The organism is Halorubrum zhoui, assembly GCF_051194155.1.
Lineage (GTDB): Archaea > Halobacteriota > Halobacteria > Halobacteriales > Haloferacaceae > Halorubrum.
This window is the reverse complement of the sequence record NZ_JBLZNJ010000004.1, coordinates 198,305-222,322: the sequence shown is the minus strand read 5'-3', so window position 1 is coordinate 222,322 and position 24,018 is coordinate 198,305. Positions and strand designations below refer to the sequence as shown.

The following is a 24,018-nucleotide window of genomic DNA, read 5'->3' as shown; positions in this document are numbered from 1 at the left end:
GCGCCGGACGGTGCTCGATGCGGCAGTCACCCGACGCTCGATGCGAGACTCACGGCCGACCCGTCAGCGATGGCTCGCGCACTCCGGTTTGCGACTGGCCTCGACGTCGGCGTTCGCGTCGCGAGGTCGACGGACGCGTTCTCCCACCACGTCGAGCCCGCCGGTCCGAACGAACGCGTCGTCTCGACCGTCGCACGCGTTCTGACCCTCGCTGGCGTATCGGTCGAATCGGCACCCGGTGTCCGAAGGCTACTCCCGACCACCGCGTCGAGCGCCTCCCTCGGCTCGACCTTCCCGGTCGTTACCAGCCGGACGTACCCGAGGTAGGGGACGCGCGCCCGGGCGACGCCCGTCACCCACTCGGTGGCCACGGGTTCGGCGAGACCGCTCGCCTGGTCGTAGGCCCCGTTGTTATCGCCTAGCGTGATGAATCCGCTCCGTGGTGCCGGACAGTTTCGTAGCTCGTCGCAGTCGTCTGCGGTGTGGTACCGGTCGTCAGCTCTCTCGTACCAGTTCTCGCCCGCCTCGACGTGGAACATCGCACGGTGGATGATCGGTGACCCGGCGCGGCCGGGTGGCTGGTATATCACCACCGACCCGTGTTCGCCGAAGCTCCGATACTCGACCGCCTCACCCTCGGCTGCGGTGACGACGCCGACGTCGTTGGTCGCCGCGTCCGGCGACAGCCGCCCGGGCTCGGTAACGAACACGAGGTCACCGACCTGCATGTTCGGCTCCATGCTGCCGGACTCGACGGCGACCATCGGTGGCCACACACCACTCACCGCGAACAACAACGCACCGATCGTGAGCACGATGACGAGACTCGACACCACCTCACGGGCCCACATGTACGGCCCTGCCATGTCGTGTCGAAGTCTGTAGAGCGCCCCCCGCGCGTTCTCTTCACGTGCCTCGTCTGGAGCCGTGGTACCCGCTCGCCGAAGCGCCGCCCGTACCTCCGCTGGCGTCTCGGCTTCCGACGTGAGTTCTCCGTCCGCCTCGGTGTCACCCGCGTCACTGCCCTGGTCGGCATCTGCGTCCCAGTCGTCGGCGTCCCGGTCGTCGGCGTCCCGGTCGTCGGCCGTCACATCTGCGCGGCTCTCGCTCTCGCTTGGCGACGGCCGATCGTCGGGGTCCATCGTGCCGACGTTGGCGACTTCCGCAAATAAGCGTCCGGGTGTGCTGCCGCCGACTCAGTCGTCGACGACGACCTCGACGGGGCCGTCGTCGTCCGCTTCGGCCGTCTCGTCTGACGTGTTGAACACGCCACCGTCTGCCTGTTGGGCGTACAGGCCGGCGGCCACGGCGACGACCACCCACGAGCGCCAGTTGGCGAGGTTCAGCGTGTAACCAATACCGAACGGCTTCTGGACTAACATTCCCTCGTCTGGCTGCCAGTACGCCGAGAGCAACCGGCCGAGACTCGGCCGCTCAAAGTTGTACGGGATGCCGAGCACCTCTCCGGACGACGGTTTTTCTTCCATACTCGATAGTTGTGCGCCGGGGCTAATAAATCGTGTCGACGGACCGACGACAGGTCGTCTCGTCTCCGTCACGCCCACGACACCGGTCAGCGGTATCGTCCTCGACTGCGAACCGACTCGAGCCGGTCGAGGACGCCCTCGTCTCCGGTCTCGACGTATCCGGCCTCGAACGCCGATACGAGCGGGTCTGGGTCGGACACGGTCCCCTCCAGTGACCCCTCGAAGACGTGGAGGTCCATCGCGTGGTCTTCGACGTGGCCGCTGTAGTACCCGAGCCCGAAGTCGATGAGAAACGGGTCGCGTGTAGCGATCTCGTCGTGAGCGTCGTCGCTACTCACTCGACCGTCGCGCTCGCGTGCCCGGTCGACCCTGACGTTCCGCGTCGTCGGGTCGCCGTGGACGATTCCCGCGTCGTGAAGCCGGCCGAGGTACCGACCCACCGCCTCGACGTGTGCTCGCGCGCCGGCCGAACGGTCTCCGTCGAGCGCGACCGCGAGGTCTCGGCTCCCCACGTACTGAAACGTGATCGTCGACTCGGGCACGTCGACGTCGTACACCAGCGGAGTCGCGACGCCGAGCCGCCGCGCTTCACTCGTCAGCCGCGCCTCAATCACCGTTCGGTCCCGGCGGAGCGTCTGATCGAGCGACGGGTGCCGATACGACTTCGTGACCCGCTGTTTCACTACGAGCGGACCGTCGACGAAGTCGTCGACGAGGCGTCCGGTCACGCCGTCGTTTCCGCCGGCCACGGCCGTCTCGTCTCCGTCCACGCCGGCACCGTCAGCCGGTGCCTCTGTGATCCGCACCACCGCCTCGGCCCCTCGGTAGGCCGTCCCCCAACTCGCCGCGTCCCGATCGGTCGTCGTCGACGCGTCCCGACCACCCGTCGCCCCCTCGTCGACCCGCGTCACCGACGACTCGTCGCCGCGCCACGTCACCGGCACTTGGTCTGGTCGGAAGTTCGGGTCGACCGTCGAATCTGCGATCGGAAGCGTGTCCCCGGCGCGGTACATCTTCGCGCCGAGCACCGCGATCATCCCCGCGTTGTCCCGAAGAAACCGCGGATCCGGAGCGTGCCAGGCCACACCGCGTGCGGCACACATCTCGGCCACCATCTCGCGCAGCCTCGCGTTCTGTCCGACGCCTCCGCCGATCACTAACTCGTCGGCACCGGTCAACGAGAGCGCCCGCTCCGTCACCTCGGTGAGCATCGCGAAGACGTGCTCTTGGAGCGCGAAACAGATCGACTCGACCGGCTCACCGTCGTCGTACGCGTCGTTCGCGGCCGAACTGATCCCCGAAAACGAGAAGTCCATCCCCTTGACGACGTACGGCAACTCGTACAGGGTGGTCGCCGACAGTCCTCCAGCCGCGTCGACCGCCTCCAGTGCGGCCCGTTCGACCTTTGGGCCACCCGGGTGCTGCCACCCGACGTGTCGGGTGAACTTATCAATCGCGTTCCCGACTCCCGCGTCCATCGTCTCGCCCAACACTCGATAGCGCCCGTCGTGGTAGCCGAGCAGGTGGGCGTTCGCGCCGGAGGCGTTCAGACACACCGGGTTCTCGAAGCCCGACTCGTGCCGCCCGATCTCGAGGTGTGCGACCATGTGGTTGACACCGACGAGCGGTACGTCCAACCGACCGGCGAGCGCCCGGGCAGCCGTGGCGACCGTCCGGAGACACGGACCCAAGCCGGGACCGCGCGAGAACGCGACCGCGTCGATCGCGGTCGAACCGTCCGCCGCCTCGGCGACGTCGAGGACGTCACCGACGACCGTCGGAATCGCCTCGGCCATGTGCTCTGCGGCCTCGCGCGGGTGAATGCCGCCGCTCTCTGGAACGTACGGGTCAGACTCGATACGAACGGTGTCGGTTTCGGTATCGTAGAGCGCGGCGCTCGCACACCACGCGGTCCCTTCGATACCGAGAATACGCATTCGATCCGGCTTACTCGTCGTCGCCGATCTTGTTCCGTTCTAGCATGTACTCCTGTTCGACGTCCTTCGCGTGTGTCGGCGACTCGTACACCTTCGCGTAGCCCACGGTCTTTCGCATGCCGAACTTGGTGTTCAGCTCGTGTACGACGACCTCTTCTGAGCCCTTGTCGAGCTTCGCGGCGAGCGAGTCGCGGACGGAGAGCCGAGACGGGGTCGCCTCGTCGTGGACCGTCTCGAATCTGATGTCCGTGCGGTGCAACATGGGATTCTCCTCTTCGGAGATGATGTCGACGTCCATGGTTCAGTTACGTGTACTACCTCTCGAACGCTGTAAAAGCATTTCGAAGCGGGTACCACGCGCTGCACCCGTCGATTTCGTCGACGCACACCCCTTCGCTTCGAGTGGAGATCTACCGGTGAATCACTCGTCGGTCGATGCGTTCTCGTCGGTCGATGCGTGCTCGTCGGTCGCTCCGCCCTCCGCTACCGCAGTGACTCCGAGTATCGACTCGGCGGCGGCCGCGTCTCCCTCGAGTCGTCCGAAGAGCTCTTTGGCCGCCCGACGGTTCTCCGGCGTCACGGCGACCCTGACGATCCCCGCTCCCGGCTGTCCGTAGACGACTGTCGCGCCGGTTCGAGCCGTGAGGATCGCCGGCAGCGTCGCGAGGTCCTCCTCGCCGTCGACGCGAATCGTCACCGGCTCGTCGTCGTCGAGCGCCTCGGTGAGCGCCGTGAGGAGTGCGCCGGTGAGTGCCCCTGGCGGATTCGCGGCCTCGATCACCCGCTCGTCGCCTGCGTCGACGACCGCCTTGACCGTCGACCGGACCGGAGTTCGCTCCGTGTAGCCGTCGACGACGGCGACGTCCGGTCGGTGTCCGGCCGCCGACAGGTGGTACGTCACGACGTCTCCAACCGCGACGAGCGGGGCGTCCGGCGCATCGTATCGATCTCGCGTTCGCGCTGCGGCCGCGGCCACCGCGTCCGGGTCGGTCGTCACCGGTCCCATCGGCGTCTTGAACGCGTCTCGTGCGTCTGCCGGCAGGCTCACGACCACATCGGCTCCGTCGGCTGGTTGCTCGGTGTCGTCGTCCATCGGGATATCGCGTTCGGGTGTCGGTCGAAGTGTCGTCCGGCTGTTTCCGTCTCAGCGAACCTTCAGCGCGTACGATCCGGGCTTCGAGACGTTCATTTCCTCGGCGATCTGGCTTTCTTCGGGGTCCGCGATGACGACGTAGCCGGCCCAGTCTTCGGTCAGCGCAGAGGAGCCGCAGTGGTCACACGTTTGTGCGTCCGGGTCGTTGACGTAGTGACACTCACGACACGCGAGCCGGTCGCCGGCCATCAGTCACCCTCCCCGGCCGTGCCGGCTTCGGCCCGACGGCGGCGGTCGCTCTCGAGCCACTCGTGTTTGCCGAGTCCGGGCTGTTTCGCGGTGAGCCCGATCTTCGAGTCGCGTGGGTTGCGTTCGTCGACGCTCTTCGTGACGATACGCACCCGAACGGCGTCTTCGACGCCGAGACTCTTGTCCGAGTCCGACGACGCGAGCTGCTGGTTCGCCCCGTCGAAGGTGAGGTACTCGTCTGTGATCTGTGAGACGTGTAACAGCCCGTCGACGGGTCCGATCCCGACGAACGCGCCGAACTCGACCGTCTCGACGACGGTCCCGTCGACGACCTCCTGCATGTCCGGGTCGAAGGTGAGCGCGTCGAACTCGGCCTCGTAGTAGACGCCCGGACGGTTGTGAAGCACCGCCCCCTCGCCGATGTCGTGGACCTCGATGACGCTCACGACGCTGCCGACGTCTTCGTCCATTCGTCCTTCCAGCTTGTCCTGTAGCAGGGCTTTCACCCGCTCGTCGGTGACGTCCGCCAGGTGCTCCGGCGGGACCTCGACCGTGTCCTTGAGTCGTACTCGCTTGTACATGTGCGTGGGTTTGTGTCTGTGTCGCGTTCTGTGTTCGTCCCGTCCTCGGTTCCTCGCCGCCCGCAGTCGGGTGGCTCCGACCGTTCCGGCCGGCGTCGCTACGGGTCCGTTACGGTGAGCGTCTCGCGCCCCCGTAAACAGAGTACCGGTGTGTCCGCGTCGAGCACCCGCCGAACCAGTTCCCTGTCGGCCGTCGCGACGTAGTCGACGTCGCCGGCCGCCGCCAGCTCGACGAGCGCGTCGTCGGCGTACGTTCCGCCGGTGTCGAGTCGTCGAGCCCGTGCCGCCAGGTCTCTCCCGACGCTCGCCGCGGTCGCCGCCGCACCGCTTCCCCCCTCGAGCCGGTCGAGCTCTCGCAGGACCGACGACGGGACGACCGGGTCGACGGCCCCGAGGACCCGATCGAGCTCCTCGAAGGGGCGAAGGTTCGCCTCGACCGGCGCCATGAGGACGCTCGTGTCGAGGGCCACCGTCGGACGCTCGGAACGGCCGGCCGAGTCGTCGGGAGTCACGTCGGTTCGCTCGGACGCCGGCTCGGACACGTCAGGAGAGCGTCCCGACGCCGATCAGTCGCCATCGCGCGCCGACTCGCCGGTTGATGGCTATCTGAGCGCCTGACTCGGCACACACCGGCCGCTTGAGCCGCACCTCGCACTCGTCGTCTCGCGCGCTCGTCACGGCTCCGATGGTCGTCGCGGTGCCGACGGTCAACATCAGCGGCTCGCCGGTCGATATCTCCTCGATGTCGCTCTCGCCGCTCTCGTCGTCTTCGTTCCCGACGACGCGCTCTAAGAGATCTACCTCCATCTCGAACTCGTGTCGGGTCGGCGGGAGCGTGCCGGGGTCGCCGGCGACCTGACCGGCGAGCGCGTCGCCTTTGGTCAGACTCGGATCGAGCCCCGTTCCGACGCCGAGGAGCCCGCCAGGTCGGGCGGACTCGACCTGTTCGGAGCCCGCCTGCAGCGACCGAACCGACGTCTCGAGCGGCTGCCACTCGGTCTGTCCCTCGGACTCGACTTCGCGCCCGGGGCGGATCTCGAGGCCGTCGCCCACGGACAGCTCGCCTCGGACGAGCGAGCCGCCGACGACGCCGCCGTTGAGCTCTGCGGCGGTCGCGCCCGGACGGTTGATGTCGAACGACCGAGCCGCGAACATTCGAGCGTCGTCGGACGGATCGCGGTCGGGCGTCGGGATCTCCGCCTCGATGGCCTCGATGAGGAGGTCGAGGTTGACCCCCTGGCCGGCCGAGACGGGAACTATCGGTGCACCCGCTGCGACCGTCCCCTCGACGAACGACTGTATCTGTTCGTAGTTGTCGACGGCGCGGTCGCGGTCGACGAGGTCGACCTTGTTCTGTGCGATGACGATGTTCTCGATTCCGATGAGATCGAGCGCCATCAGGTGCTCTTCGGTCTGTGCCTGGGGGACGTCTTCGGTCGCGCTCACGACGAGTACCGCGCCGTCCATGATCGACGCGCCAGAGAGCATCGTCGCCATCAGCGTCTCGTGGCCGGGAGCATCGACGAACGAGACGGTTCGGAGCGGCTCGCTCTCCGTGCCGTCGGGGCACGTCTCGTCGGTCGTGTAACACGCGGGCGCGTCGACGTCCGGACAGCGGCGGAACGTCGCGTCCGCGTACCCGAGCCGAATCGAGATCCCGCGTTTCATTTCCTCGCTGTGCTGGTCGGTCCACGAGCCGGACAACGCCTGGACGAGCGTCGTCTTCCCGTGGTCGACGTGACCGACGAGACCGATGTTCACCTCCGGTTGTGTGTTGGCTTGGGTCACTGTGGTTCCTCCTAACGGAGCAGTCTTACCCGAAATTTCGCCCCGTGCGACTGATAAAGTTGCTGTTACGGCGGCGACACCCGAGCGCGGACGGCCGCGGCTCCGACGCGTCTTTGTCCGTCCGCGCCGAACCCGCGTTCGTCATGGGATACGCGTGTCCGGTGTGTTCGATTCCACAGCGTGACGGTGAACACCTCGCACATCACCTCGCGTTCACCGCGATGATACACGCCGACGACCACGAGGCGTGGCTCGACGAGCACGCTCCCGGCTGGGGAGGTCGGACCCCCGAGGCGCTCGCCGAGGCGGTCGTCGACCACGCCGAGCCGGCCGAGTACCACGAGGTGTTCGAAGACACGGTCGATCGAGGCCGACCGGCCGTCGACGCCGGGACGGAGCATGCGGACCACGCCCACGACGATCCACGCGCTCACCGTGGGCGTCGCGGTGCCGGTATGGATGTGCCCGATCCGGAAACGGCGGCTGTCCTCGACGAGGCACGCGAGCTGACCCGGCAGATGCGCGCCGACGACGCGAGCGACGTCGAGAAGACGCCCGATACCGACGACCGCGGGGACACGACAGACGCCGTGCACGACGAGCCGTAGCGAGCGGGCAGCAGGCAGACCCCGGCTCGAACCGAACGCCCTTGTCGCTCGGCCGACTGCGACCGGTATGGAGACGAGAGGCGTGTTCGCCCCGGAGACCGCACACGCGGCCGCGACGCGATACGAACAGCTCGGTCCGACCGCCAGGGTCGTGGTCCGCGAGACGGCGAAGGCGATGTCGTTCGACGCCGACGAGTACGACGAGCGGGTCACCGGCGCGGTCGTCGAAACCGCCCGGGACGCGACGTTCGCAGAGCTGCTCGTCGTCCACCTCGCCGACCGCGACGCGTTCGACGCGTGGCTCGCCGACAGCGAGTTCGGTGACGCCGACGTCGTCCGACTCGGGTCCGCCAACGTCGACCGCGTCGCCTGGCACCCCGTCCCGTTCGCCGACACCGTGATCGCGACGACGTACCAGGACCGACCGACCGCGGCCGCGAGCACCCTCCGGCGAGCCGCGTTCGGCCGGGTGTACCGCGACGCGCTTGCCGAGGCCGACGCGAATTGAGCCGCGGTGCGGTCGGCAGTTGCACGTGACGGCAGTGTTAGGTACGTGGAGCGACTCGTACTCCTATGCGCGGCCGACGCACACTCGGCGGCTGGTTCGCAGCGATCGTGGTGGCCCTCGCGGTCGCGACACGGTCGGCGACTGCCCACGTTGACTACGTCACCGAAGACGCCGGTGAGCCACAGAACGCCATCGCGTTCCTCACCGAGGTGCTCTCGGTGCCGTTCAACGCCGCCCTCTTCGTCGGGGGCGGACTCGCCGTCACCGCGGGTGTCGCCGGGTACCTTTGGGTTCGCCCGACGATCCGGGACGTCGTCGTCCTCAGAGAGAAGCTCGCCGGCTACGGCGACCTCATCCCGTGGATGCTCCGGCTCGCTATCGGGCTCCCGCTCGTCGGTGCCGGCTTCCAGGGGTACCTGTTCGCACCGACGCTCACGTTCGACCCGGCGACGAATCCCGCGCTCCGAGTGTTGTTCATCGGTCTCGGCTTCTTCACGCTCTTCGGGCTCGCGACGCGCATCGTCTCGACGGTCGGGATCGCCGCGTTCGCGTGGGTCCTCCTCACGGTCGACCCCGGCGTCGTCATCGCGATGGAGTACGTGCCGGTCTTTCTCGCGTTGGTCGTCCTCGGCGGGGGCCGACCGAGCGCGGACGACATGCTGCTCGCGGTCGCGAGCACGCGAGACACGTACTACGGCCGCATCGACCCCGTGCACCACCTGAAGGCGTTCCTCGACGAGACGCTCGCGCCGTTCCGGCGCTACGTTCCTGTCGTCCTCCGCGTCGGGATGGGCGTCACGTTCGTCTACCTCGGGCTGATCGAGAAGCTCGCCGACCCCGGGCGTGGTCTGCTCGTCGTCGAAAAGTACGACCTGACCGCGGTCGTCCCGGTCGACCCCGGCCTCTGGGTCGTCGGGGCCGGCGTGACGGAGATCGCCGTCGGTCTGGCGCTGGTCGCGGGCTTTTTCACCCGCGGGGCGGCCGCGGTCTCGTTCGTCCTCTTCACCACGACGTTGTTCGGCCTGCCAGACGACCCGGTGTTGGCACACGTCGCGCTGTTCGGCATCGCCTCGGCGGTGTTCACCCTGGGTGCCGGTCCGCTCTCGTTCGACCGCTGGTTCGGTCGCCCCGCGCTCGACGCCGACGAACAGGCCATCCCGGCCGACTGATTGGCGTCGAGCCAGCACCGTCGGTTCGGGTCCGCCCCCGCCGCGACACCACCGCACGTTTAGTCCCTGCCGGCCGGAGTGGCTGGCATGGACGTCGACATCGGCAACGCGCTCGGCACCCAGCCGGGACTCACCGAAGCGACCCTCGACCGCCTCGACGATCGCGTCGCGGCCGTCCACGAGACCATCACGGCCGGCATGGCCGACGAGGCGTTCGGGTACGCCTCGTTGTGCCTGCCGGAGACCGCCGACCCGGACGCGATTCGAACCGCGGTCGACCGATTCGACGACCCGTCGGCCGTCCTCACGGTCGGCATCGGCGGCAGTGCGCTCGGGGCGGCGACGCTGGCAGACGCGCTCGATAGCGACGTCGAGGCACACTTCCTCGACAACGTGGACCCCGCACACGTCGAGGCGGTGGCCGGTGAGCTTCCCCTCGCCGAGACGGTCGTCGTCGTCGTCTCGCGGTCCGGGACCACCGCGGAGACGCTCGCGAACTTCCTCGTCGTCCGCGAGCGGATGGACGCTTCCGGCGTCGACTGGACCGACCAAACGCTCGTCATAACGGGCACGGACGGGAATCTCCGCCGGCTCGCCGAGACACACGGCCTCCCCGCACTCGACGTCCCGACCGGCGTTCCGGGTCGGTTCTCCGTCCTCTCGTCGGTTGGACTCGCCGTCGCGGCGATCCAGGGTCACGACGTCGAGGCGGTGCTTGCGGGCGGTCGCGACGGGATGGACGCGCTCGCCGGCTCGCTTCGTGAGTCCCCGGCGTACGCCTACGGTGCGACGACGTACGCGCTCGCGGCCCGCGGCGCACGGACGAACGCCGTGATGCCGTACGCGGAGTCGCTGGAGACGTTCGCCGAGTGGTTCGCCCAGCTGTGGGCCGAGAGCCTCGGAAAGGACGGACTCGGGCAGACCCCGGCGCGCGCGCTCGGCGCGACGGACCAGCACTCGCAGCTCCAGCTGTACCGTGCCGGCCCGCCGGACAAACTCGTCACGCTCGTCCGGCCGACCGAGCGCGCCGTCGTCCCGATCCCAGAGACGGAGCTCGACGGACTCTCGTACCTCGGCGGCTCCTCGCTCGGCGCGCTCCTCGACGCGGAGTTCGAGGCGACGGAGGCGAGCCTCGCCGCCGCAGCCGTGCCGAACGTCCGGGTCGAGATCGACCGCGTCGACGAGCGCGCACTCGGCGAGCTGTTGTTCGGCATGGAGGCTGCCTGTGTCCTCTACGGCGAACTCGCGGGCGTCTCGACGTTCACCCAGCCGGCCGTCGAGTGGGGGAAGCGAGCGGCGCGTGGCCTGCTCGGCGGCGGCGACTTCCCCGAAGCCGAGGCGGTCGCAGACAAGCGGGAGTTCCGGGTCGAATCGTAGCACTCGTCGCCCGGAGCCGCCCGTGAGCGCGGCGGCGCAGGCGTCTGACCGCGACCGACGCGGCTCGATGAGGCCGCAGCTATCTCGATTGATACTTAGACCCATACTGGTATATGATAGCGTGTAGCTCGACTCGGTATGTTCGACAGCGTCCGTACCCAGTACCGTGTCAAGATCGCCATCGGCTACGCCGCGACGTGGGGGCTCGTCGCGACCGTCGGGCTCGTGACTGGTGAGGCCGTCGCGACGGTTCTCGCGGCGGCCGTCGGCCTCCTCGCGCTCGGCTCGATCACGGGGACCGCGACGGCCGCGTCGGTACGACAGCTCGCGCAGGCGAGCGACGCCGTCGCCGACGGCGAACTCGACGAGCCCGTCCGGTCACCACGGGTCGACGAGATCGGCCGACTCTACGGCTCGATAGACGAGATGCGCCGGTCGCTCGCCGACCGTATCGAGACGGTCTCGACGCTCTCCGACGAGTATCGAGCGACCGCGGCGGACTACGAGGCGGTCGCCGCCGAACACGAGGAGACCGCGACGGCGTACCGACAGATCGCCGAGTCGTACAGCGACGTGATGAACAGCGCCGCGGCCGGTGACCTCACGGTCCGGGTCGACGTCAACGAGGAGTACGAGGCGATGGCCACCATCGGTCGCGCGTTCAACGAGACCGTCACCAGACTCGAAGCCGCGCTCGCCGAGGTGGCCGGGTTCGCCGGCGACGTCACCGACGGCCGTGACGCGATGCACGACTCGGTGACGTCGATCGCCGCTGAGACCGCACGCGTCGACACACTCGCGGCGGAGACGACGGCGGCCGCACGGGAGCAGCGCGAACGGGTCGAGACCGCAATCGCCGAGATGGACGACCTCGCGGCGACCGCAGAGGAGGTGGCCGCGACGACCGAAGACATCGCGAGCCGGGCGGAGACGACCGCCGAGATGGGGACGCACGCACACGAGGCGGCCGAGTCCGTGGCGTCGATGATGGACGACGCACACGACGACATGACCGAGGCGGTCGCGACGATCGACGTGCTCACAGAGCGGACCGAGGCCGTCACGGAGGTGGTCGACATCATTCGCGAGATCTCCCGACAGACGAACCTCCTCGCGCTCAACGCGAGCATCGAGGCTGCGAACGCCACCGACGGCGCCGGCTCAGACGGCTTCGCGGTCGTCGCAGACGAGGTCAAATCACTCGCCGAAGAGACCCGCGAACAGGCGGACGTCATCGAACACCTGATCGAGAAACTGAACCGAGAGACCGAAGACGCCGCCGCCGCGGTCCGCGAGACGAGCGAGACCGTCGACGCGAGCACAGACACGATCGCCGAGACGGCCGCCCAACTCGACGCGATCGCCGACCACACGGAGGCCGTCGAAGCCAGCGTCACGGAGATCAGTCGTGCTACCGACGACCAGGCGCAGTCGACGGAACGCGTCTCTGCGACGCTGAACGCCGTCGGCGACACCAGCACACAAACCGTCGAGACGACCACCGACGTCCGTGCGGCCGTCGACACCCAGCAGACGGCGGTCGGCGGCCTGGAAAGCGACATCGAACGGTTCGGTGAGCGGGCTACGGGCCTCGCCGAGTCGCTCGACCGATTCGCGATCGCCGCCGACGGTCGACGCTCACACCAGGGGCCCGAGGCGGTGACCGCCGTCGGCGGTGAACCCGGGCGCACCGACGGGGGTGCGTCCCGATGACACCGACGACGGCCGCGTACGCGATCGGTACCGTCGGTATGCTGGTCGGAGTCGGCATCGTCTTCCGACTGCGTGCTGTCACCGACGCCTCTTCGAGGGCCGGTGCGTTCGGCTATCTGTTCGTCATCCCCGGCGCTGCGGCGGTCATGTACGCGCTAATGGCCGCAGACGTCGCCACTATCGTCGTCGACGGCGTGCGCGTTCCCGCGCTGCGGTACGTCGACTGGCTCCTCACGACCCCCGTGCTCGTCGGCTACGTCGCGTACACCGCGGGTGCGTCGCGACGAACCACGCTCGCCGTCGTCGTCGTCGACGTGCTGATGATCGGCTTCGGCGTCGCGGCCGTCCTCACCGGCGGACTCGTCCGACTCGGGGCGTTCGCCGTCTCGTCTGCGTGTTATCTCGGCCTTCTCTGGGTCCTGTACGGTCGGCTCTCAGTCGTCGCGGCCACGGTCTCGCCCGAGCGACGACGGTTGTACGAGCTCCTCCGTAACCACGTCGGACTCCTGTGGCTGGTGTACCCGGTGATGTGGGCCGCCGGTCCGCTCGGCGTCGGACTCGTCTCGATGCTCTCGCTCTCGATCATGATCACCTACGTGGACGTGGTCGCGAAGGTCCCCTACGTCTACTTCGTGTACCAACACCGCCACGCGTTCGCCGCGAACGCGGCCGACACACACGGGACGGCCACGGACTCCGTGGCGTCCACGCCTGCGGACTGAGCCGGTGACGCACCGCCCGACTCCGGAGCGCCTAACATCCCGTGGCGCCTACGACCGTCGATGTCCGACGACGCTCCCGGATCGGCACCTCGGCTCGCTCGCCTCCTGAGCGCGATCGTCGCCGTCCTTTTGGCGCTTTTCGCTGCGAGCGCGGTGACCGCTCCGCTCGTCGCACTCGCGGTTCGTGCCGGTCTCGTTGCTCCCGACACCACCGCCTGGCAGCTGCTCCGGACCGTGGTGCAGTTCGCGAGCTTTCTCGCGGCCGCGCTCGGCTACCTCGCGCTCACCGACCAGTGGGACCTCCTCCGGTACTCGCGTCCCACGCTCCGCGAGGGCAGCGTCGTCGTCGTCGCCGCCGCGGGACTGTTGACGCTCCAGTACGGGTCGTTGTTCGTGCTCTCTCGTGTGGGGCTCACGACGGGGCAGAACCAGGCGGTCGTCCCCGCCGGTGACCCCGTCACCTACTACCTCGCGATGGTCCTCGTCTCGTTTCTGGTCGTCGGTCCCGTTGAAGAGGTGTTGTTCCGCGGCGTCGTGCAGGGCGGTCTCCGGCGGGCGTTCGCCGCGGCTCCCTCGATCCTCGTCGCCGGCGGGCTGTTCGGCGTGATCCACCTCGTCGGGGTACAGGGAACTGGCGCGGAACGGTGGGCCTACGTCGCGATCGCCGCCGGCCTCGGCTGTGTCCTCGGCTACCTCTACGAGCGCACGGAGAACCTACTCGTCCCCGGACTTGCACACGGCGCGTACAACGCGACCATCTACGCGTTGTTGCTCGCCGACGCGCTCTGAGCCCGACTCCAGGACCCGCGTCAGTAGTCGGCTTTGCCCCACCGTCGATCGTCGTAGGTCGCCTGCTGATCGCTGTCGAACCGTTCTTCGAACTTCCGACGCAGCGCTGCCTTCTCCGTGGCGCTGATTCGCGCGAGTGCGTCCGCCTTCTTGACGGCCGCCGGCGGCCCTCGGGTCGTCGCCACCTCGGCGAGGACCTGCCGGGTCAGCCGGTCCCGGGTCGCCTCCTCGCGGGTGAACGCGTACGGCGCCTCGAGTTTGTACGTCACGTCGGTCCGGGGATCGTAGAGGATCATGAACGTCGGCTCGTACAGTATCGGGTCGAGCTCGCGGTCGATCCCGAGCGCGTCTCCGCGCTCGGCCATCGTTCCGTCCGGTCCGCCGCGACTGTGGAACCAGGTGGTGAACGTGAGCTCGTCGTCGATCCGGTCACCGCTCGCGGACCGTCCGGACTCGTCTCTTCGGTTCCCCGACCCGCTTCCTCCGCTCGCTCGGCTGCCCGCGCCGTCTGCCGACCCATCTCCTGCATCGCGACGCTCCAGGAGCCGCGTGAACAGCGCGGTGTCGTCCGGCCACGGCGACTCCACGCCCTTCCGGCCGAGCGCGCGGACGATGGTTCGACTCGTCGGGTTCTTCACGAAGCCGGCGAGGGGAACGTCCCGCTCGACGAACCGCTCGACCAGCCGGACGTACGTCTCTGCGACCGCCCGTGGCTTCGCCTCCCGGGCGAGCTCGCCGAGCGCTGGATCCCGGTCCTCCCAGGTGAACAGCTCTTTCGGGTACACGGGCCCGTCGAGCAGGAGCAGCTCGTCGACCCAGTCGGCGTGGTCGAGCGCGTGCGTCCCCTCGGCGAGGTACAGCGCCAGCGCGTGGACGACCCCTTCTGCGTACCGGTTGACCCGCGGCGCGTGGAGCACCCGCTGGCGAGTGTGGCCGTCGTCGCGCCGGCGCCACTCGTCGTCGAAGCTGGCGGTCGAGTCGCCGGCGTGGACCGTCGCGACGATGGTCCGGTCGCGGTGAAGCCCGAGGTCGGTCGGCGTCGCGGCCATCGCGGCGTGTGCCACGTCGACGACGAGCCCGTTCTTGAACGTCGTCGGATTGATCGTCCCCGAGTCGAGCCCGTGAACCGTCTCGAACGGCCGCTCGGCGAGCGCGACGTCGTCGATCGACGCTCGTCGACGCTCGTGCGGGCCGACGGGCTCGATCACTACGCGTCCGTCGCGGCGGAGCGACGGCAGCCACTCCTCCCAGATCCGCTCGGCGAGTCCCTCGTGGTCCGTCGTGTCCACGTCGCCGGCGATCCCGTACGCGAGCCGCGCGATGTTCTCGACGTGGATCGGATCGAGCGTCACGACCGGGTCGTGGGCCGGGAGCAATATATACCGGTCGCCCCTCGACGCACCCGTCGCCGGTCGCTCGACACACCAGTATCAGCACCGATACTTGGAGCCGAACGTTCTTGTGTCGTGTGTCTGGACGACACCCATGGTCGAGTCAGCCACCGAACCGCCCACGAACGACGCCGGCCCGTCGGCGACGTCACGCTCGCCCGCCGGTCTCGGCGAGACGCTCCGCGAGATCGTCCAGTACATCCCCGACGGGACGTCGATGCCCCGCGAGATGTGGCGTCGCCGCCACCGAAACATCCTGTTCCTCGTCGTCGCACAGACCCCGTTCCTGCTCGGACTCGGGCTCTACGAGGGTACAGAGTCCGTGCTTACCGGTGCGGCGATCCCCGCTACGCCTCGCTGGATGCTCGCCGGCTTCCTCGCGTTGATCCTCACGACCGCGGCGCTGGCCACCCGCTCGTGGTTCCCCCGGCGGGTGCGGACCGTGATCGCCGCGTTCAGTGCGATGACGGTATCGATGGCGCTGGTGAAGCTCTCTGGCGGCTACATCGAGGCGCACTTTCACTTCTTCGTCTTCGTCGCCGTGCTCGCGCTCTACGAGGACTGGCTGCCGTTCGCCGTCGGCATGGGGTACGTCGCGGTCGGCCACGGCCTGTTCAGTCTGATCGACTCGAGTCTCGTGTACAACCACCCGGCGGCGATCGCCAATCCGATCGTCTGGGGCGGCATCCACGCGACGTTCATCACTGGACTCGCGCTCGCGTTGACGGTCAACTGGTACTCGATAGAGAAGTCGCGTGAGGAGGTCGACCGCCAGCTCGACCGCGTCTCCGAACAGCGCGCCGAACGCGAGGCGGTCGAGGAGGCGAGAGCCGAGCTCGAAGCCGAGAAGGCCGACGTGGAGGCGCGACGCGAAGAGGTCGAGCGCCTCAACCACCACCTCGAAGCGACCGCCGAGGCGTACCGCACACAGATGCGAGCGGCCGCAGACGGCGACCTCACCGTCAGACTCGACGCCGAAAGCGAGAGCGAGGCGATGACACAGATCGCCGCCGCGTTCAACGAGATGATGGCCGACATCGAGTCCGCGATGGGAGAGATACAGACGTTCGCTCACGAGGTGGCCGACGCCGCAGAACAGACGACCACGAGCGTCGACACGGTGTCGTCGTTGAGCGACGACCTCGGCGGCTCGGTCGACGCGATCGCCGAGGGGGCCGACGAACAACGCGAGATGCTCGAACGCGTCTCGGGCGAGATGAACACCCTCTCGGCGGCCATCGAGGAGGTCGCCTCCTCGACGGAGACCGTCGCCGACGCCGCAGAGCAGACGGCGACGATCGCCGACACGGGCGAATCCACCGCCCGCGACGCGATAGCCCGCGTCCGCGAGTCGCAGTCGGCCATCGAATCGAGCGCCGAAAAGGTGAAACAGCTCGACGACCAGATGGAGGCGATCGGTGAGATCGTCGACCTCATCGCCGACATCGCCGGACAGACGAACCTCCTCGCGCTCAACGCGACCATCGAGGCGGCCAGGGCCGAGGGTCGCACGGGTAGCGGCGCGAGCAGCGGGTTCGCCGTCGTCGCCGACGAGGTGAAGGGGCTCGCCGAGGAGACGGCCGACGCCGCCGACGAGATCGAAGCGATGATAGACGGCGTCCAGTCGCAAACCGAAGACACCGTCGCCGAGGTTCGGACCGCCTCCGAACACATGGACGCGGGCTCCTCGGCGCTCGAAGACGCCGTCGACGCCTTCTCGCAGGTGGCCGAGAACGCGGCCGAGACCGACGCCGGCGTCCGGGAGATCAGCGACGCGACCGACGACCAGGCGGCGAGCACCGAGGAGACGGTCGCGATGGCCGAAGAGGCGTCCACGATCAGCCGCACGACCGCTTCCACGGCTGCGGACGCCTCCACTGCGGCGACGGAACAACAGACCGCGACCGACGAGGCGGCCACGCAGGCCAGCACGCTCACCGAACACGCCGAGCGCCTCCAACGACTCATCCGTGCCTTCGAGGTGAGCGACGGCTCGACAGCGTCGGGGACTGCCGGCCCGTCTGCGCCTGCGCTCGGCGACGGCGGCCGACCGAACTGAGCGAGCGACAGCCACACACGGGCCGTCCGTCGCATCCACTCGCTCTCGAGCGGCCGCGCGCCCCGCCTCAATCGGTCGAGTCCGCGTTCACGGCCGCTCGGAGCGCCGGCAACACCCGCTTCACTGCGGCGCCGTCCTCGAGAAACACCAGCGTTCGTGGCGACGCACCGCCGGCGGGTCGCACCCGGAGGCCCGCCTCGTCCGCGGCTGTGGCGACCGCGTCGATGGCGGTGCGGAACTCGAGTCTGACACGGTCCGGCTGGACGTACGCGTCGGCGACCGGCTCGTCTCCCCGGACGATCCGGTAGGCCAGTGCGCCGTCGAGGGTCGGCTCCACGTCGGCGTCGGCGTCGGTCACGGCGAGCGTCTCGAGCCGCCCCCGATCGCCGGTCACCTCGGAGGCGAGCAGTTGTGCGATTCGGACGCCGTCGCGCAGTCGATCGACGACCATCACGCCTCCGGCCCGAGCGTCTCGCGCACGGCCTCCGCGAGGTGATCGACGCGCGCGTCGCGTCGCTTCGCGTAGAGCACGGCCGCCGCCTCGATGGTGACCGCGAGCGCCTGCTGTCGCTCGTTTATCGCTGCGACGGCGGTTTGTTTGTCCACGCCCGTCGCGACCGCGGCCTCGAGTGCGGTCTCGAACGCCGACTGCTCGCGCAGCACGTCCTCGTCCGGCTCGAACCCCTCCGGAATCACCACCGCGTCGGGGTCGAACTGCGCGACGAGGTCGCCGTCGGTCTCGACGACGAGACCGCGACCGGCCGCCACGTCGACGAGTCGCTTCGCCTGGTCCGGGGAGAACCACTCGCGCTCGAGCGACAGCGCGACGACGAACGCTCCCTCACCGAGCCGGTCCGTCGCGTGCCAGTTGAACGGGGCCGCGACGGTGGCCTCGAGACTCATGTCCCATCCGGCTCGGCGATCGGTGTAAACGTACCGAAGCGAGCCGGGCGACGCGCGGGGCACACGCCTCCGCTCGCCGGCAGCGGTCAACCGACCGCGTTCGCGACGAGCCGCGTCGCGGTCGCCTTCCACGAGAGCCACACGTCGGCGTCGACTTCCAGGGCCAGTCGACGGGCGCTCTCGTCGGTAACGAGCGCGCGTATCGTCGCGCCGTCGACGGCGACCCGGACCGTGTGGACGGTCTCGCCGCGGTCGATCCCGGCGACTCGACCACGGCGACGGTTGCGCGCGCTCGTTTCGTCGGGCGTGTCGCCGTCTACCGGCCGCACCGTCACCGCGTCCGCGCCGATCCGAACCTGCACTCGGTCGTCGACGGCGAGCCCGTCGTGGCGTCCCCACACCGTCCCGACGCCGGTGTCGACCGCGGCGAGCTCGCCGTCGACGGTCCCGACGACGCCGTCGACCACGGTCTCGGGGACGCCGGCCGTGGCGGCGACCGCGGCCGACAGTCGGTCGTAGCGGCCGAGCAGCGTCCGGCCCGTTTCGGTCAGCCTACTGCCCCCGCCACCGCGTCCACCCCGCTGCCGTTCGACGAGCTCGCTGAACCCTTCTTCGAGCCGCTCGATCCGGCGGAGCGCCCGCGCTCGAGAGCGCCCGAGCGTCTCGGCGGCCCGTGCGACCGAGCCCGTCTCTTCGATCGCTTCGAGCAGCGCGGCGTCGTCGGACCCGAACTCGACCTCGCCCGCGACGAGCGTGGCACGGCCCCGTCCGGTGGGTTCACTCATCGCCCGCAGGTTCACGCGACGCGGGCATAGTTCCTCTGACCGCTCGGCCATCGCCTCGACGCGATGGCTCGAAACGGTTAATGACGCGACTCCCGACCTCTCTACATGACCGACCCGACCATCGAAGACCTCGTGGGTGACGTCTCCCCGTCGTTCGGGCACGTCCTCTCGTGTGTGTTCGGGGTCCAAGACCACGAGAGCCGGACGTACCTCACGCTCACAGCGCACCCGGACAGCACCGTCGCCGAACTCGCCGACGTGCTCGACCGCGACCGTTCGAACGTGAACCGGTCGCTCTCGACGCTTCGAGAGAAGGGACTCGCCGAGCGCCGTCGACGCCTCCTCGACGACGGCGGCTACGTCTACCAGTACACCGCGATACCGATCCCCGAGGCGAAGACCCGGCTCCACGACGCGCTCGACGAGTGGGTCGCCGGCGTCCACGACGCCATCGAGGCGTTCGACCCGGCCGACCGGTGAGCAGGCTCGTTCCGACGCGCGTGTGTCAGTGATTGTGTATCCAACACGGCTTCGTGACACCCGGACACCACTTGGGTCACACCCTCCCCAGCCGATTCTATATGTTCGTGGAAGTGGCTGTGTGAACAAGACGCCGCCGCAACCTCCGGACACCAGTTACAGCCACACCCTCCCCAGCCGATTCTATATGTTCGTGGAAGTGGCTGTGTGAACAAGACGCCGCCGCAACCTCCGGACACCAGTTGGGCCACACCCTCCCCAGCCGATTCGCTCGTCGCCCACGGGCGACTCGCTCATCCCTCGCACGCGCTCGCAAGCCCGCCTCCGGCGTGCTCGCGAGGCGCGCGCCACCCTACGCGTATGTCAGTTGTCGTTATCGACCGCGAGCGAGACGCCGTCGCTGTCGACGGTTGCGCCTGCCGCACAGACGGGGTGCTCGAAGTCGGCTCCGAGCACCTCGCTCGCGGCGGCCGCCGCGTCGCTCGCGGCCAGGTCGTACCGCGCCGGCGCGTCGGCCTCGTACGTCGCGACCATGGTCGGCTCGTCGACCGCCTCAACGAGCAGGGCGTCGCGTCTGACGGTCCCGATAGTCGCGGTTTCGGCGCGGACGACGCCGGCCACGCGCGGGGTGTCGTAGTCGTCCTTCTCGAAGTCGAGCGCCAGCAACGGGGTCGCGAGCGCGTCTCGATCCGGGTATCCCCGCTCGATCTTCTCTGCGATCGGGTCCACGTGTGAGCCGTTGCCGAGGACCGTGACCGGCTCGCCGGTTGGCGACGAGACGGCGCGAACGCAGTTGTACGAGACGTACGGATTGTCGGTCGTCGGCGCGTCCGGCGTCGGTTCGACGGTCAGGGTCTCGTCGCGCTCGTCGACCCGTCGGTTCGGAAACGACCGAGACGAGACTCGATACGCGCCGATGCCCGGCCCGACGACGACGAACCGTCCGATGTACATACACGTCCCTGGTCATCGAACCGGCTAAAACACGTCGATCGATCCACGACTGAGTCGACTCTCGCCGCCGACCCCAGGGCGGTGACGGTCCGGCGTCTCTCTGTGGGGCCTCCGTTCGTGTGTCACGGCTTCACGCAGGGCGCGGCGACGCGCAACGCTTACAAACTCGCGCGGTGTATCTGATGTGTAGGCAGTCCATTGGGGTAGCGGCCAATCCTGAAGCCTTCTGGGGGCTTCGACCCTGGTTCGAATCCAGGATGGACTACTCTCTCGTGGTCGTTCGGTGACCTGCCGGTCAATCCGAAGAACCACGCTCCATTTCTGGTGGAAGCGTTCATAGCCGCCATCTGGCGGTTTCCATCCGAAATAAGGGGGTGATCACTTCTCGACGTCGAGCAACGCCACCCGCTCACGGACGAGCGCCGGCAGGTCGCCCGCGGCCGCTTCAAGCTCGTCGTCTGTGACCTCGTAGTACGACCGCACGGCCGCCTCGTCGAAGGTCCCGAGCACGTGCGACGACTCACAGCGTCGTTCGACCGCCGCCACGGCCGCTTCGAGGGACGCTCCCGGCCGGTCCGCTCCAGGCACGTCACCGAAGTCGGCGACGACGAACCCCACCCGCCGCTCCCCTGGTTCGACGCCGAGTTCGAGCGCCCGATCGATCTGTCGCCGACCGGCCGCGTACAACAGCACCTCCACCGCCGGGTCGCGTGCGACCGCCTCACCGCGTGCGATCGCCCGCGCGGCCAGTCGTGTCGCGAGTCGGAGGTGGTCACCGTCGACGACTCGGTCGGCGTCGACCGCCTGCACGACTGCGCCGGTCTCCGACCCGATCGCCTCGAGTTCGGCGAGGAACGCGTCGAGGTCCTCGATTACGACCCGGCCTTCGGCGATCCGCGTCTCAGGCGCGACCCACCCGTCTGGCGCGCCGACCGCCGGGACCTCCCGGGTCACCCGAAATCACCCAAGCTGGCCTGTCCGTCGCCGTCACCGTCGCCGCTCCCGGCGGTCGCCGCCGCGGCCGCGGTGTGGTCGGCGTCGACGTCGTCCATCGACGGGTCCTCTCGCCCGGCGTGTTCGAGCACCCGTTCTGCGGTTCGCACACGGCCGCGAAGCGCCCCGAGCACCACGCTCTTGTCGGCCTCTCGGAGGTCGGCTCGCGTCTCGATTCCCGCCTCGAAGAGCCGCCTGGCACGCTTCCGCCCGACGGTGCGGACGCCGGCGAGATCGAGCAACTGCTCGCGGACGCCGTACTCGACCCGCTTGCGGGCGCGTCGAACCGCGAGCACGGCATCGCCGTCTATGGCGTCGACGTCGGCGGCGAGCGTCTCGGCGGCGCGCAACAACCACTCGGCGGTCTCGACTTTTCCACGGATGTCGCCCGGACCGACGCCGTACCGCTCGGCGATCCGGTCTTCGTCCACCTCTTCGGCCCAGTCTTCGAGCAATCGCCCCGTCTTGAGCGCCGCGAGCCAGTCTTCGAACCGAACGTCCTCGTACTCCGAGGGTGTCGACCCGATCAGTTCGGCCTCACGCTCGTAACACACCTCGGTGTACCGCTCGCGGTCACCCGACTTGAGGTACAGCTCGTAGGCGTCCGGCGTCCGGCTCACGAGGTGATACAGCCCGAGCGCAGAGATACCGACGGCTGGGACGCGTTCGCCGACCGCCGCGCCATCGCCGCCCGTCTCGCCGTCGTCGCTCGCGTCGTCGACCCGGCTGTACGTTCCGAAGCCGGGCGCCTCGTCCGCTGCCGGCGTGCCGGATCGTTCGTACGCGCCCGAGTCGCCGCCGTCGTCGCTCGCACAGGCCTCTCGGAGTCCGTCGAGGAGCGTCGCGGCACTCATCGGGTCGACGTAGAGCCGAGAGACGGTGTGACCGATCCCCGTCGCGGCGAGCGTCTCGGTCCCGTTCGAGCGGTCGCGTTCGAGGAAGTCGTTCGCCTCGAGGTACTCGAGTACGGCGTCAGTCACCGACGTAAGCCGCCGCTCGTCGTCGGTCTGGGTGGCGTAGAGGGTGTTGTCGAGGAACTCGAGGAGTCCCCGTCGCGTGGAGGCGAACCCGGAGGCGACGGTCGCGAGCACGTGCGTCCGGAGCGCGGGCTCGGCGGCGAGCTTCGACCGCACGGGCTCTGGCTCTGCCCAGACGTACCGCTCGAACAGCTCCTGTTTCGTGTCGGCGTCGTTCGCGAGTAACACCGCCTCGCCGTACGGATCGAGCCCTGGCCGACCGGCGCGTCCGCACATCTGGTGGACCTCGAGCACGTCGAGCGGCTTCATCCCGCCGAACTCGCCGTCGTACCGTCGCCAGTCGCGGACCACCACCCGACGTGCCGGGGTGTTGACGCCGGCGGCGAGCGTCGGCGTCGCCGAGACGGCCTTGATCAGCCGGTCGCGAAACGCGTCCTCGATCGCTGCCCGGTTCGGCGCAGAGAGCCCCGCGTGGTGGAACGCCGCCCCTCGCTCGACGACGTCGGCGAGGTCGCTCGCGGTGTCGGCGTCGGAGGCCTCCCGGACCGTCTCGGCCAGCTCGCGAAGCCGGTCGCGCTCGTCGGCCGTCAGCCGCTCGCGGGTCACCTCGGCCAGCGTCCGGGCGGCCGACTCGGCGTTTCGACGCGAGTTGACGAACACGAGCGAGGAGCCGCCGCGTCCGTCCGCTTCGGTGTCGAGCGCGTCCGCGACGAGTCGCGCGGTCGCGTCCTCGCCGCGGTCGACGCACACCTCCTGTGTACTTCCGTCGTCGAAGTCGATCGCGTTGCCGTAGTGAACGCCCGTGCGGAGCGCTATTGGGCGCCAGTCAGACTCGACGAGCGCCGCGTCGAGCCAGTCGGCGATGGTCGCTGCGTTGCCGACGGTCGCCGACAACGCGACCGTCTGTAGGGTCGGATTCACGCGACGGAGCTTCGCGAGGGTGACCTCGAGCGTCGGTCCACGGTTCCCGTCGTCGACGAGGTGGACCTCGTCGCTCACCACACAGGACAGATCGTCGATCCACGCCGCCCCGTTGCGTATCAGCGAATCGACCTTCTCGCTCGTGGCGACGACGATGTCGCGGCTCGCGAGCCACTCGCCGTCGGAGCTGTAGTTTCCCGTCGACACGCCGACGGTGACGCCGTGATCCTCCCAGCGTTCGAACTCGGCCTTCTTCTCGCTGGCGAGCGCACGAAGCGGCACGATGTACAGCGCCATGCCGCCGCGTTCGACCGCCGACAGCATCGCGAGCTCGGCGATGAGGGTCTTCCCGGAGGCGGTCGGCACCGCGGCGACGAGACTCTCACCGTCGAGGACGCCGGCCTCGACGGCCGCCGCCTGTGGCGGATAGAGCGTCTCGACGCCCTCGGCTTCGAGCGCCTCGCCGACGCCCGGCGGCAGTCCAGAGAGCGCGGTCGGTTCCATTACTACATTGTTCGCCCCCGATCGGATTTA

The 24,018-nt window shown here is 68.9% G+C and carries 25 protein-coding genes and 1 tRNA gene; 10 read left to right on the top strand and 16 right to left on the bottom strand.

All coding sequences use genetic code 11. The features are described from left to right. Positions 1-26: 26 nt before the first annotated feature. The 9 genes from ACNTAO_RS08610 to ACNTAO_RS08570 all read right to left on the bottom strand — a co-directional run bounded on the left by ACNTAO_RS08610 (position 27) and on the right by ACNTAO_RS08570 (position 7,135). Positions 27-1,142, bottom strand: coding sequence for a S24/S26 family peptidase (locus tag ACNTAO_RS08610; protein WP_435161576.1), 1,116 nt, complete (start codon positions 1,140-1,142; stop codon positions 27-29). A gap of 54 nt (positions 1,143-1,196) precedes the next feature. After that, positions 1,197-1,487, bottom strand: coding sequence for a DUF5808 domain-containing protein (locus ACNTAO_RS08605; RefSeq protein ID WP_435161575.1), 291 nt, complete (start codon positions 1,485-1,487; stop codon positions 1,197-1,199). Between the two features lie 86 nt (positions 1,488-1,573). After that, entirely contained in the window at positions 1,574-3,424 is a 1,851-nt protein-coding gene (locus ACNTAO_RS08600) for a bifunctional N(6)-L-threonylcarbamoyladenine synthase/serine/threonine protein kinase (protein WP_435161574.1), read from the bottom strand. 10 nt (positions 3,425-3,434) lie between these two features. Continuing rightward, entirely contained in the window at positions 3,435-3,722 is a 288-nt protein-coding gene (locus tag ACNTAO_RS08595) for a 30S ribosomal protein S24e (RefSeq protein WP_435161573.1), read from the bottom strand. A 123-nt stretch (positions 3,723-3,845) separates the two neighbouring features. Then, on the bottom strand, positions 3,846-4,517 hold the full coding sequence (locus ACNTAO_RS08590; protein ID WP_435161572.1) for a GTP-dependent dephospho-CoA kinase family protein: 672 nt from the start codon (positions 4,515-4,517) through the stop codon (positions 3,846-3,848). Between the two features lie 51 nt (positions 4,518-4,568). Next, positions 4,569-4,766: a transcription elongation factor subunit Spt4 gene (spt4, locus tag ACNTAO_RS08585; protein ID WP_435161571.1), complete on the bottom strand. Its 198-nt coding sequence runs from the start codon at positions 4,764-4,766 to the stop codon at positions 4,569-4,571. Beyond that, positions 4,766-5,347 carry a DNA-directed RNA polymerase gene (locus ACNTAO_RS08580; RefSeq protein WP_435161570.1) on the bottom strand — a complete coding sequence of 194 codons (582 nt, stop codon included), beginning with the start codon at positions 5,345-5,347 and terminating at the stop codon, positions 4,766-4,768. The genes spt4 and ACNTAO_RS08580 overlap by 1 nt, the downstream gene beginning before the upstream one ends. 98 nt (positions 5,348-5,445) lie before the next feature. Next, entirely contained in the window at positions 5,446-5,793 is a 348-nt protein-coding gene (locus tag ACNTAO_RS08575; protein WP_435161601.1) for a type II toxin-antitoxin system VapC family toxin, read from the bottom strand. Between the two features lie 97 nt (positions 5,794-5,890). Then, a complete protein-coding gene (locus ACNTAO_RS08570) occupies positions 5,891-7,135 on the bottom strand; it encodes a translation initiation factor IF-2 subunit gamma (protein ID WP_435161569.1) in 1,245 nt (414 codons plus the stop codon). Between the two features lie 143 nt (positions 7,136-7,278). On the opposite strand from ACNTAO_RS08570, the gene ACNTAO_RS08565 reads away from it, so the two are divergent. From ACNTAO_RS08565 to ACNTAO_RS08535, 7 genes are all read left to right on the top strand, one after another. Beyond that, positions 7,279-7,743 (top strand): DUF5810 domain-containing protein, encoded by a 465-nt coding sequence (locus ACNTAO_RS08565; RefSeq protein ID WP_435161568.1) that lies wholly within the window; start codon positions 7,279-7,281, stop codon positions 7,741-7,743. 67 nt (positions 7,744-7,810) lie between these two features. Further along, on the top strand, positions 7,811-8,251 hold the full coding sequence (locus ACNTAO_RS08560) for a DUF5809 family protein (protein ID WP_435161567.1): 441 nt from the start codon (positions 7,811-7,813) through the stop codon (positions 8,249-8,251). Positions 8,252-8,316: 65 nt separating this feature from the next. Next, on the top strand, positions 8,317-9,420 hold the full coding sequence (locus ACNTAO_RS08555) for a DoxX family protein (protein WP_435161566.1): 1,104 nt from the start codon (positions 8,317-8,319) through the stop codon (positions 9,418-9,420). Positions 9,421-9,507: 87 nt separating this feature from the next. Next, the gene (locus ACNTAO_RS08550) at positions 9,508-10,797 is read left to right on the top strand and encodes a phosphoglucose isomerase-related protein (protein ID WP_435161565.1); all 1,290 of its coding nucleotides are present in this window, start codon (positions 9,508-9,510) and stop codon (positions 10,795-10,797) included. Between the two features lie 138 nt (positions 10,798-10,935). Continuing rightward, positions 10,936-12,510, top strand: a complete 1,575-nt coding sequence (locus tag ACNTAO_RS08545; protein ID WP_435161564.1) for a methyl-accepting chemotaxis protein — start codon at positions 10,936-10,938, stop codon at positions 12,508-12,510. Further along, a complete protein-coding gene (locus ACNTAO_RS08540; protein ID WP_435161563.1) occupies positions 12,507-13,232 on the top strand; it encodes a bacteriorhodopsin in 726 nt (241 codons plus the stop codon). The genes ACNTAO_RS08545 and ACNTAO_RS08540 overlap by 4 nt, the downstream gene beginning before the upstream one ends. A 60-nt stretch (positions 13,233-13,292) precedes the next feature. Next, on the top strand, positions 13,293-14,021 hold the full coding sequence (locus tag ACNTAO_RS08535) for a CPBP family intramembrane glutamic endopeptidase (RefSeq protein ID WP_435161562.1): 729 nt from the start codon (positions 13,293-13,295) through the stop codon (positions 14,019-14,021). 20 nt (positions 14,022-14,041) lie between these two features. On the opposite strand, the gene ACNTAO_RS08530 is transcribed toward ACNTAO_RS08535, so the two are convergent. Continuing rightward, the gene (locus ACNTAO_RS08530) at positions 14,042-15,373 is read right to left on the bottom strand and encodes a DNA double-strand break repair nuclease NurA (protein ID WP_435161561.1); all 1,332 of its coding nucleotides are present in this window, start codon (positions 15,371-15,373) and stop codon (positions 14,042-14,044) included. Between the two features lie 133 nt (positions 15,374-15,506). On the opposite strand from ACNTAO_RS08530, the gene ACNTAO_RS08525 reads away from it, so the two are divergent. Further along, entirely contained in the window at positions 15,507-17,471 is a 1,965-nt protein-coding gene (locus ACNTAO_RS08525; protein WP_435161559.1) for a methyl-accepting chemotaxis protein, read from the top strand. Between the two features lie 67 nt (positions 17,472-17,538). On the opposite strand, the gene ACNTAO_RS08520 is transcribed toward ACNTAO_RS08525, so the two are convergent. From ACNTAO_RS08520 to ACNTAO_RS08510, 3 genes are all read right to left on the bottom strand, one after another. Continuing rightward, positions 17,539-17,922, bottom strand: a complete 384-nt coding sequence (locus ACNTAO_RS08520; RefSeq protein ID WP_435161558.1) for a DUF7993 family protein — start codon at positions 17,920-17,922, stop codon at positions 17,539-17,541. Beyond that, positions 17,922-18,374 (bottom strand): DUF2240 family protein, encoded by a 453-nt coding sequence (locus ACNTAO_RS08515; protein ID WP_435161557.1) that lies wholly within the window; start codon positions 18,372-18,374, stop codon positions 17,922-17,924. Before ACNTAO_RS08515 ends, ACNTAO_RS08520 begins: the two co-directional genes overlap by 1 nt. A gap of 86 nt (positions 18,375-18,460) precedes the next feature. Further along, positions 18,461-19,159: a TOBE domain-containing protein gene (locus ACNTAO_RS08510; protein WP_435161556.1), complete on the bottom strand. Its 699-nt coding sequence runs from the start codon at positions 19,157-19,159 to the stop codon at positions 18,461-18,463. A 105-nt stretch (positions 19,160-19,264) separates the two neighbouring features. On the opposite strand from ACNTAO_RS08510, the gene ACNTAO_RS08505 reads away from it, so the two are divergent. Beyond that, positions 19,265-19,639 (top strand): helix-turn-helix domain-containing protein, encoded by a 375-nt coding sequence (locus tag ACNTAO_RS08505; protein ID WP_435161555.1) that lies wholly within the window; start codon positions 19,265-19,267, stop codon positions 19,637-19,639. Positions 19,640-20,002: 363 nt separating this feature from the next. On the opposite strand, the gene ACNTAO_RS08500 is transcribed toward ACNTAO_RS08505, so the two are convergent. After that, positions 20,003-20,593 (bottom strand): IMP cyclohydrolase, encoded by a 591-nt coding sequence (locus ACNTAO_RS08500; RefSeq protein WP_435161554.1) that lies wholly within the window; start codon positions 20,591-20,593, stop codon positions 20,003-20,005. A 192-nt stretch (positions 20,594-20,785) separates the two neighbouring features. Here ACNTAO_RS08500 and ACNTAO_RS08495 point away from each other — a divergent pair. Then, positions 20,786-20,858, top strand: a tRNA-Gln gene (locus ACNTAO_RS08495). Between the two features lie 113 nt (positions 20,859-20,971). Here the strand turns inward: ACNTAO_RS08495 and cgi121 are convergent. Next, positions 20,972-21,547, bottom strand: coding sequence for a KEOPS complex subunit Cgi121 (cgi121, locus tag ACNTAO_RS08490; RefSeq protein ID WP_435161553.1), 576 nt, complete (start codon positions 21,545-21,547; stop codon positions 20,972-20,974). After that, complete coding sequence (locus ACNTAO_RS08485; RefSeq protein WP_435161552.1) at positions 21,544-23,988, bottom strand: ATP-dependent DNA helicase; 2,445 nt, start codon at positions 23,986-23,988, stop codon at positions 21,544-21,546. The genes cgi121 and ACNTAO_RS08485 overlap by 4 nt, the downstream gene beginning before the upstream one ends. Positions 23,989-24,018: the final 30 nt, after the last annotated feature.

Excerpts from the sequence above, each read along its gene's own strand:
- ACNTAO_RS08610 (WP_435161576.1), bottom strand. The coding sequence starts at position 1,142 with ATGGACCCCGACGATCGGCCGTCGCCAAGCGAGAGCGAGAGCCGCGCA.
- ACNTAO_RS08605 (WP_435161575.1), bottom strand. The coding sequence starts at position 1,487 with ATGGAAGAAAAACCGTCGTCCGGAGAGGTGCTCGGCATCCCGTACAAC.
- ACNTAO_RS08600 (WP_435161574.1), bottom strand. The coding sequence starts at position 3,424 with ATGCGTATTCTCGGTATCGAAGGGACCGCGTGGTGTGCGAGCGCCGCG.
- ACNTAO_RS08595 (WP_435161573.1), bottom strand. The coding sequence starts at position 3,722 with ATGGACGTCGACATCATCTCCGAAGAGGAGAATCCCATGTTGCACCGC.
- ACNTAO_RS08590 (WP_435161572.1), bottom strand. The coding sequence starts at position 4,517 with ATGGACGACGACACCGAGCAACCAGCCGACGGAGCCGATGTGGTCGTG.
- spt4 (WP_435161571.1), bottom strand. The coding sequence starts at position 4,766 with ATGGCCGGCGACCGGCTCGCGTGTCGTGAGTGTCACTACGTCAACGAC.
- ACNTAO_RS08580 (WP_435161570.1), bottom strand. The coding sequence starts at position 5,347 with ATGTACAAGCGAGTACGACTCAAGGACACGGTCGAGGTCCCGCCGGAG.
- ACNTAO_RS08575 (WP_435161601.1), bottom strand. The coding sequence starts at position 5,793 with ATGGCGCCGGTCGAGGCGAACCTTCGCCCCTTCGAGGAGCTCGATCGG.
- ACNTAO_RS08565 (WP_435161568.1), top strand. The coding sequence starts at position 7,279 with ATGGGATACGCGTGTCCGGTGTGTTCGATTCCACAGCGTGACGGTGAA.
- ACNTAO_RS08560 (WP_435161567.1), top strand. The coding sequence starts at position 7,811 with ATGGAGACGAGAGGCGTGTTCGCCCCGGAGACCGCACACGCGGCCGCG.
- ACNTAO_RS08555 (WP_435161566.1), top strand. The coding sequence starts at position 8,317 with ATGCGCGGCCGACGCACACTCGGCGGCTGGTTCGCAGCGATCGTGGTG.
- ACNTAO_RS08550 (WP_435161565.1), top strand. The coding sequence starts at position 9,508 with ATGGACGTCGACATCGGCAACGCGCTCGGCACCCAGCCGGGACTCACC.
- ACNTAO_RS08545 (WP_435161564.1), top strand. The coding sequence starts at position 10,936 with ATGTTCGACAGCGTCCGTACCCAGTACCGTGTCAAGATCGCCATCGGC.
- ACNTAO_RS08540 (WP_435161563.1), top strand. The coding sequence starts at position 12,507 with ATGACACCGACGACGGCCGCGTACGCGATCGGTACCGTCGGTATGCTG.
- ACNTAO_RS08535 (WP_435161562.1), top strand. The coding sequence starts at position 13,293 with ATGTCCGACGACGCTCCCGGATCGGCACCTCGGCTCGCTCGCCTCCTG.
- ACNTAO_RS08525 (WP_435161559.1), top strand. The coding sequence starts at position 15,507 with ATGGTCGAGTCAGCCACCGAACCGCCCACGAACGACGCCGGCCCGTCG.
- ACNTAO_RS08520 (WP_435161558.1), bottom strand. The coding sequence starts at position 17,922 with ATGGTCGTCGATCGACTGCGCGACGGCGTCCGAATCGCACAACTGCTC.
- ACNTAO_RS08515 (WP_435161557.1), bottom strand. The coding sequence starts at position 18,374 with ATGAGTCTCGAGGCCACCGTCGCGGCCCCGTTCAACTGGCACGCGACG.
- ACNTAO_RS08510 (WP_435161556.1), bottom strand. The coding sequence starts at position 19,159 with ATGAGTGAACCCACCGGACGGGGCCGTGCCACGCTCGTCGCGGGCGAG.
- ACNTAO_RS08505 (WP_435161555.1), top strand. The coding sequence starts at position 19,265 with ATGACCGACCCGACCATCGAAGACCTCGTGGGTGACGTCTCCCCGTCG.
- ACNTAO_RS08500 (WP_435161554.1), bottom strand. The coding sequence starts at position 20,593 with ATGTACATCGGACGGTTCGTCGTCGTCGGGCCGGGCATCGGCGCGTAT.
- ACNTAO_RS08485 (WP_435161552.1), bottom strand. The coding sequence starts at position 23,988 with ATGGAACCGACCGCGCTCTCTGGACTGCCGCCGGGCGTCGGCGAGGCG.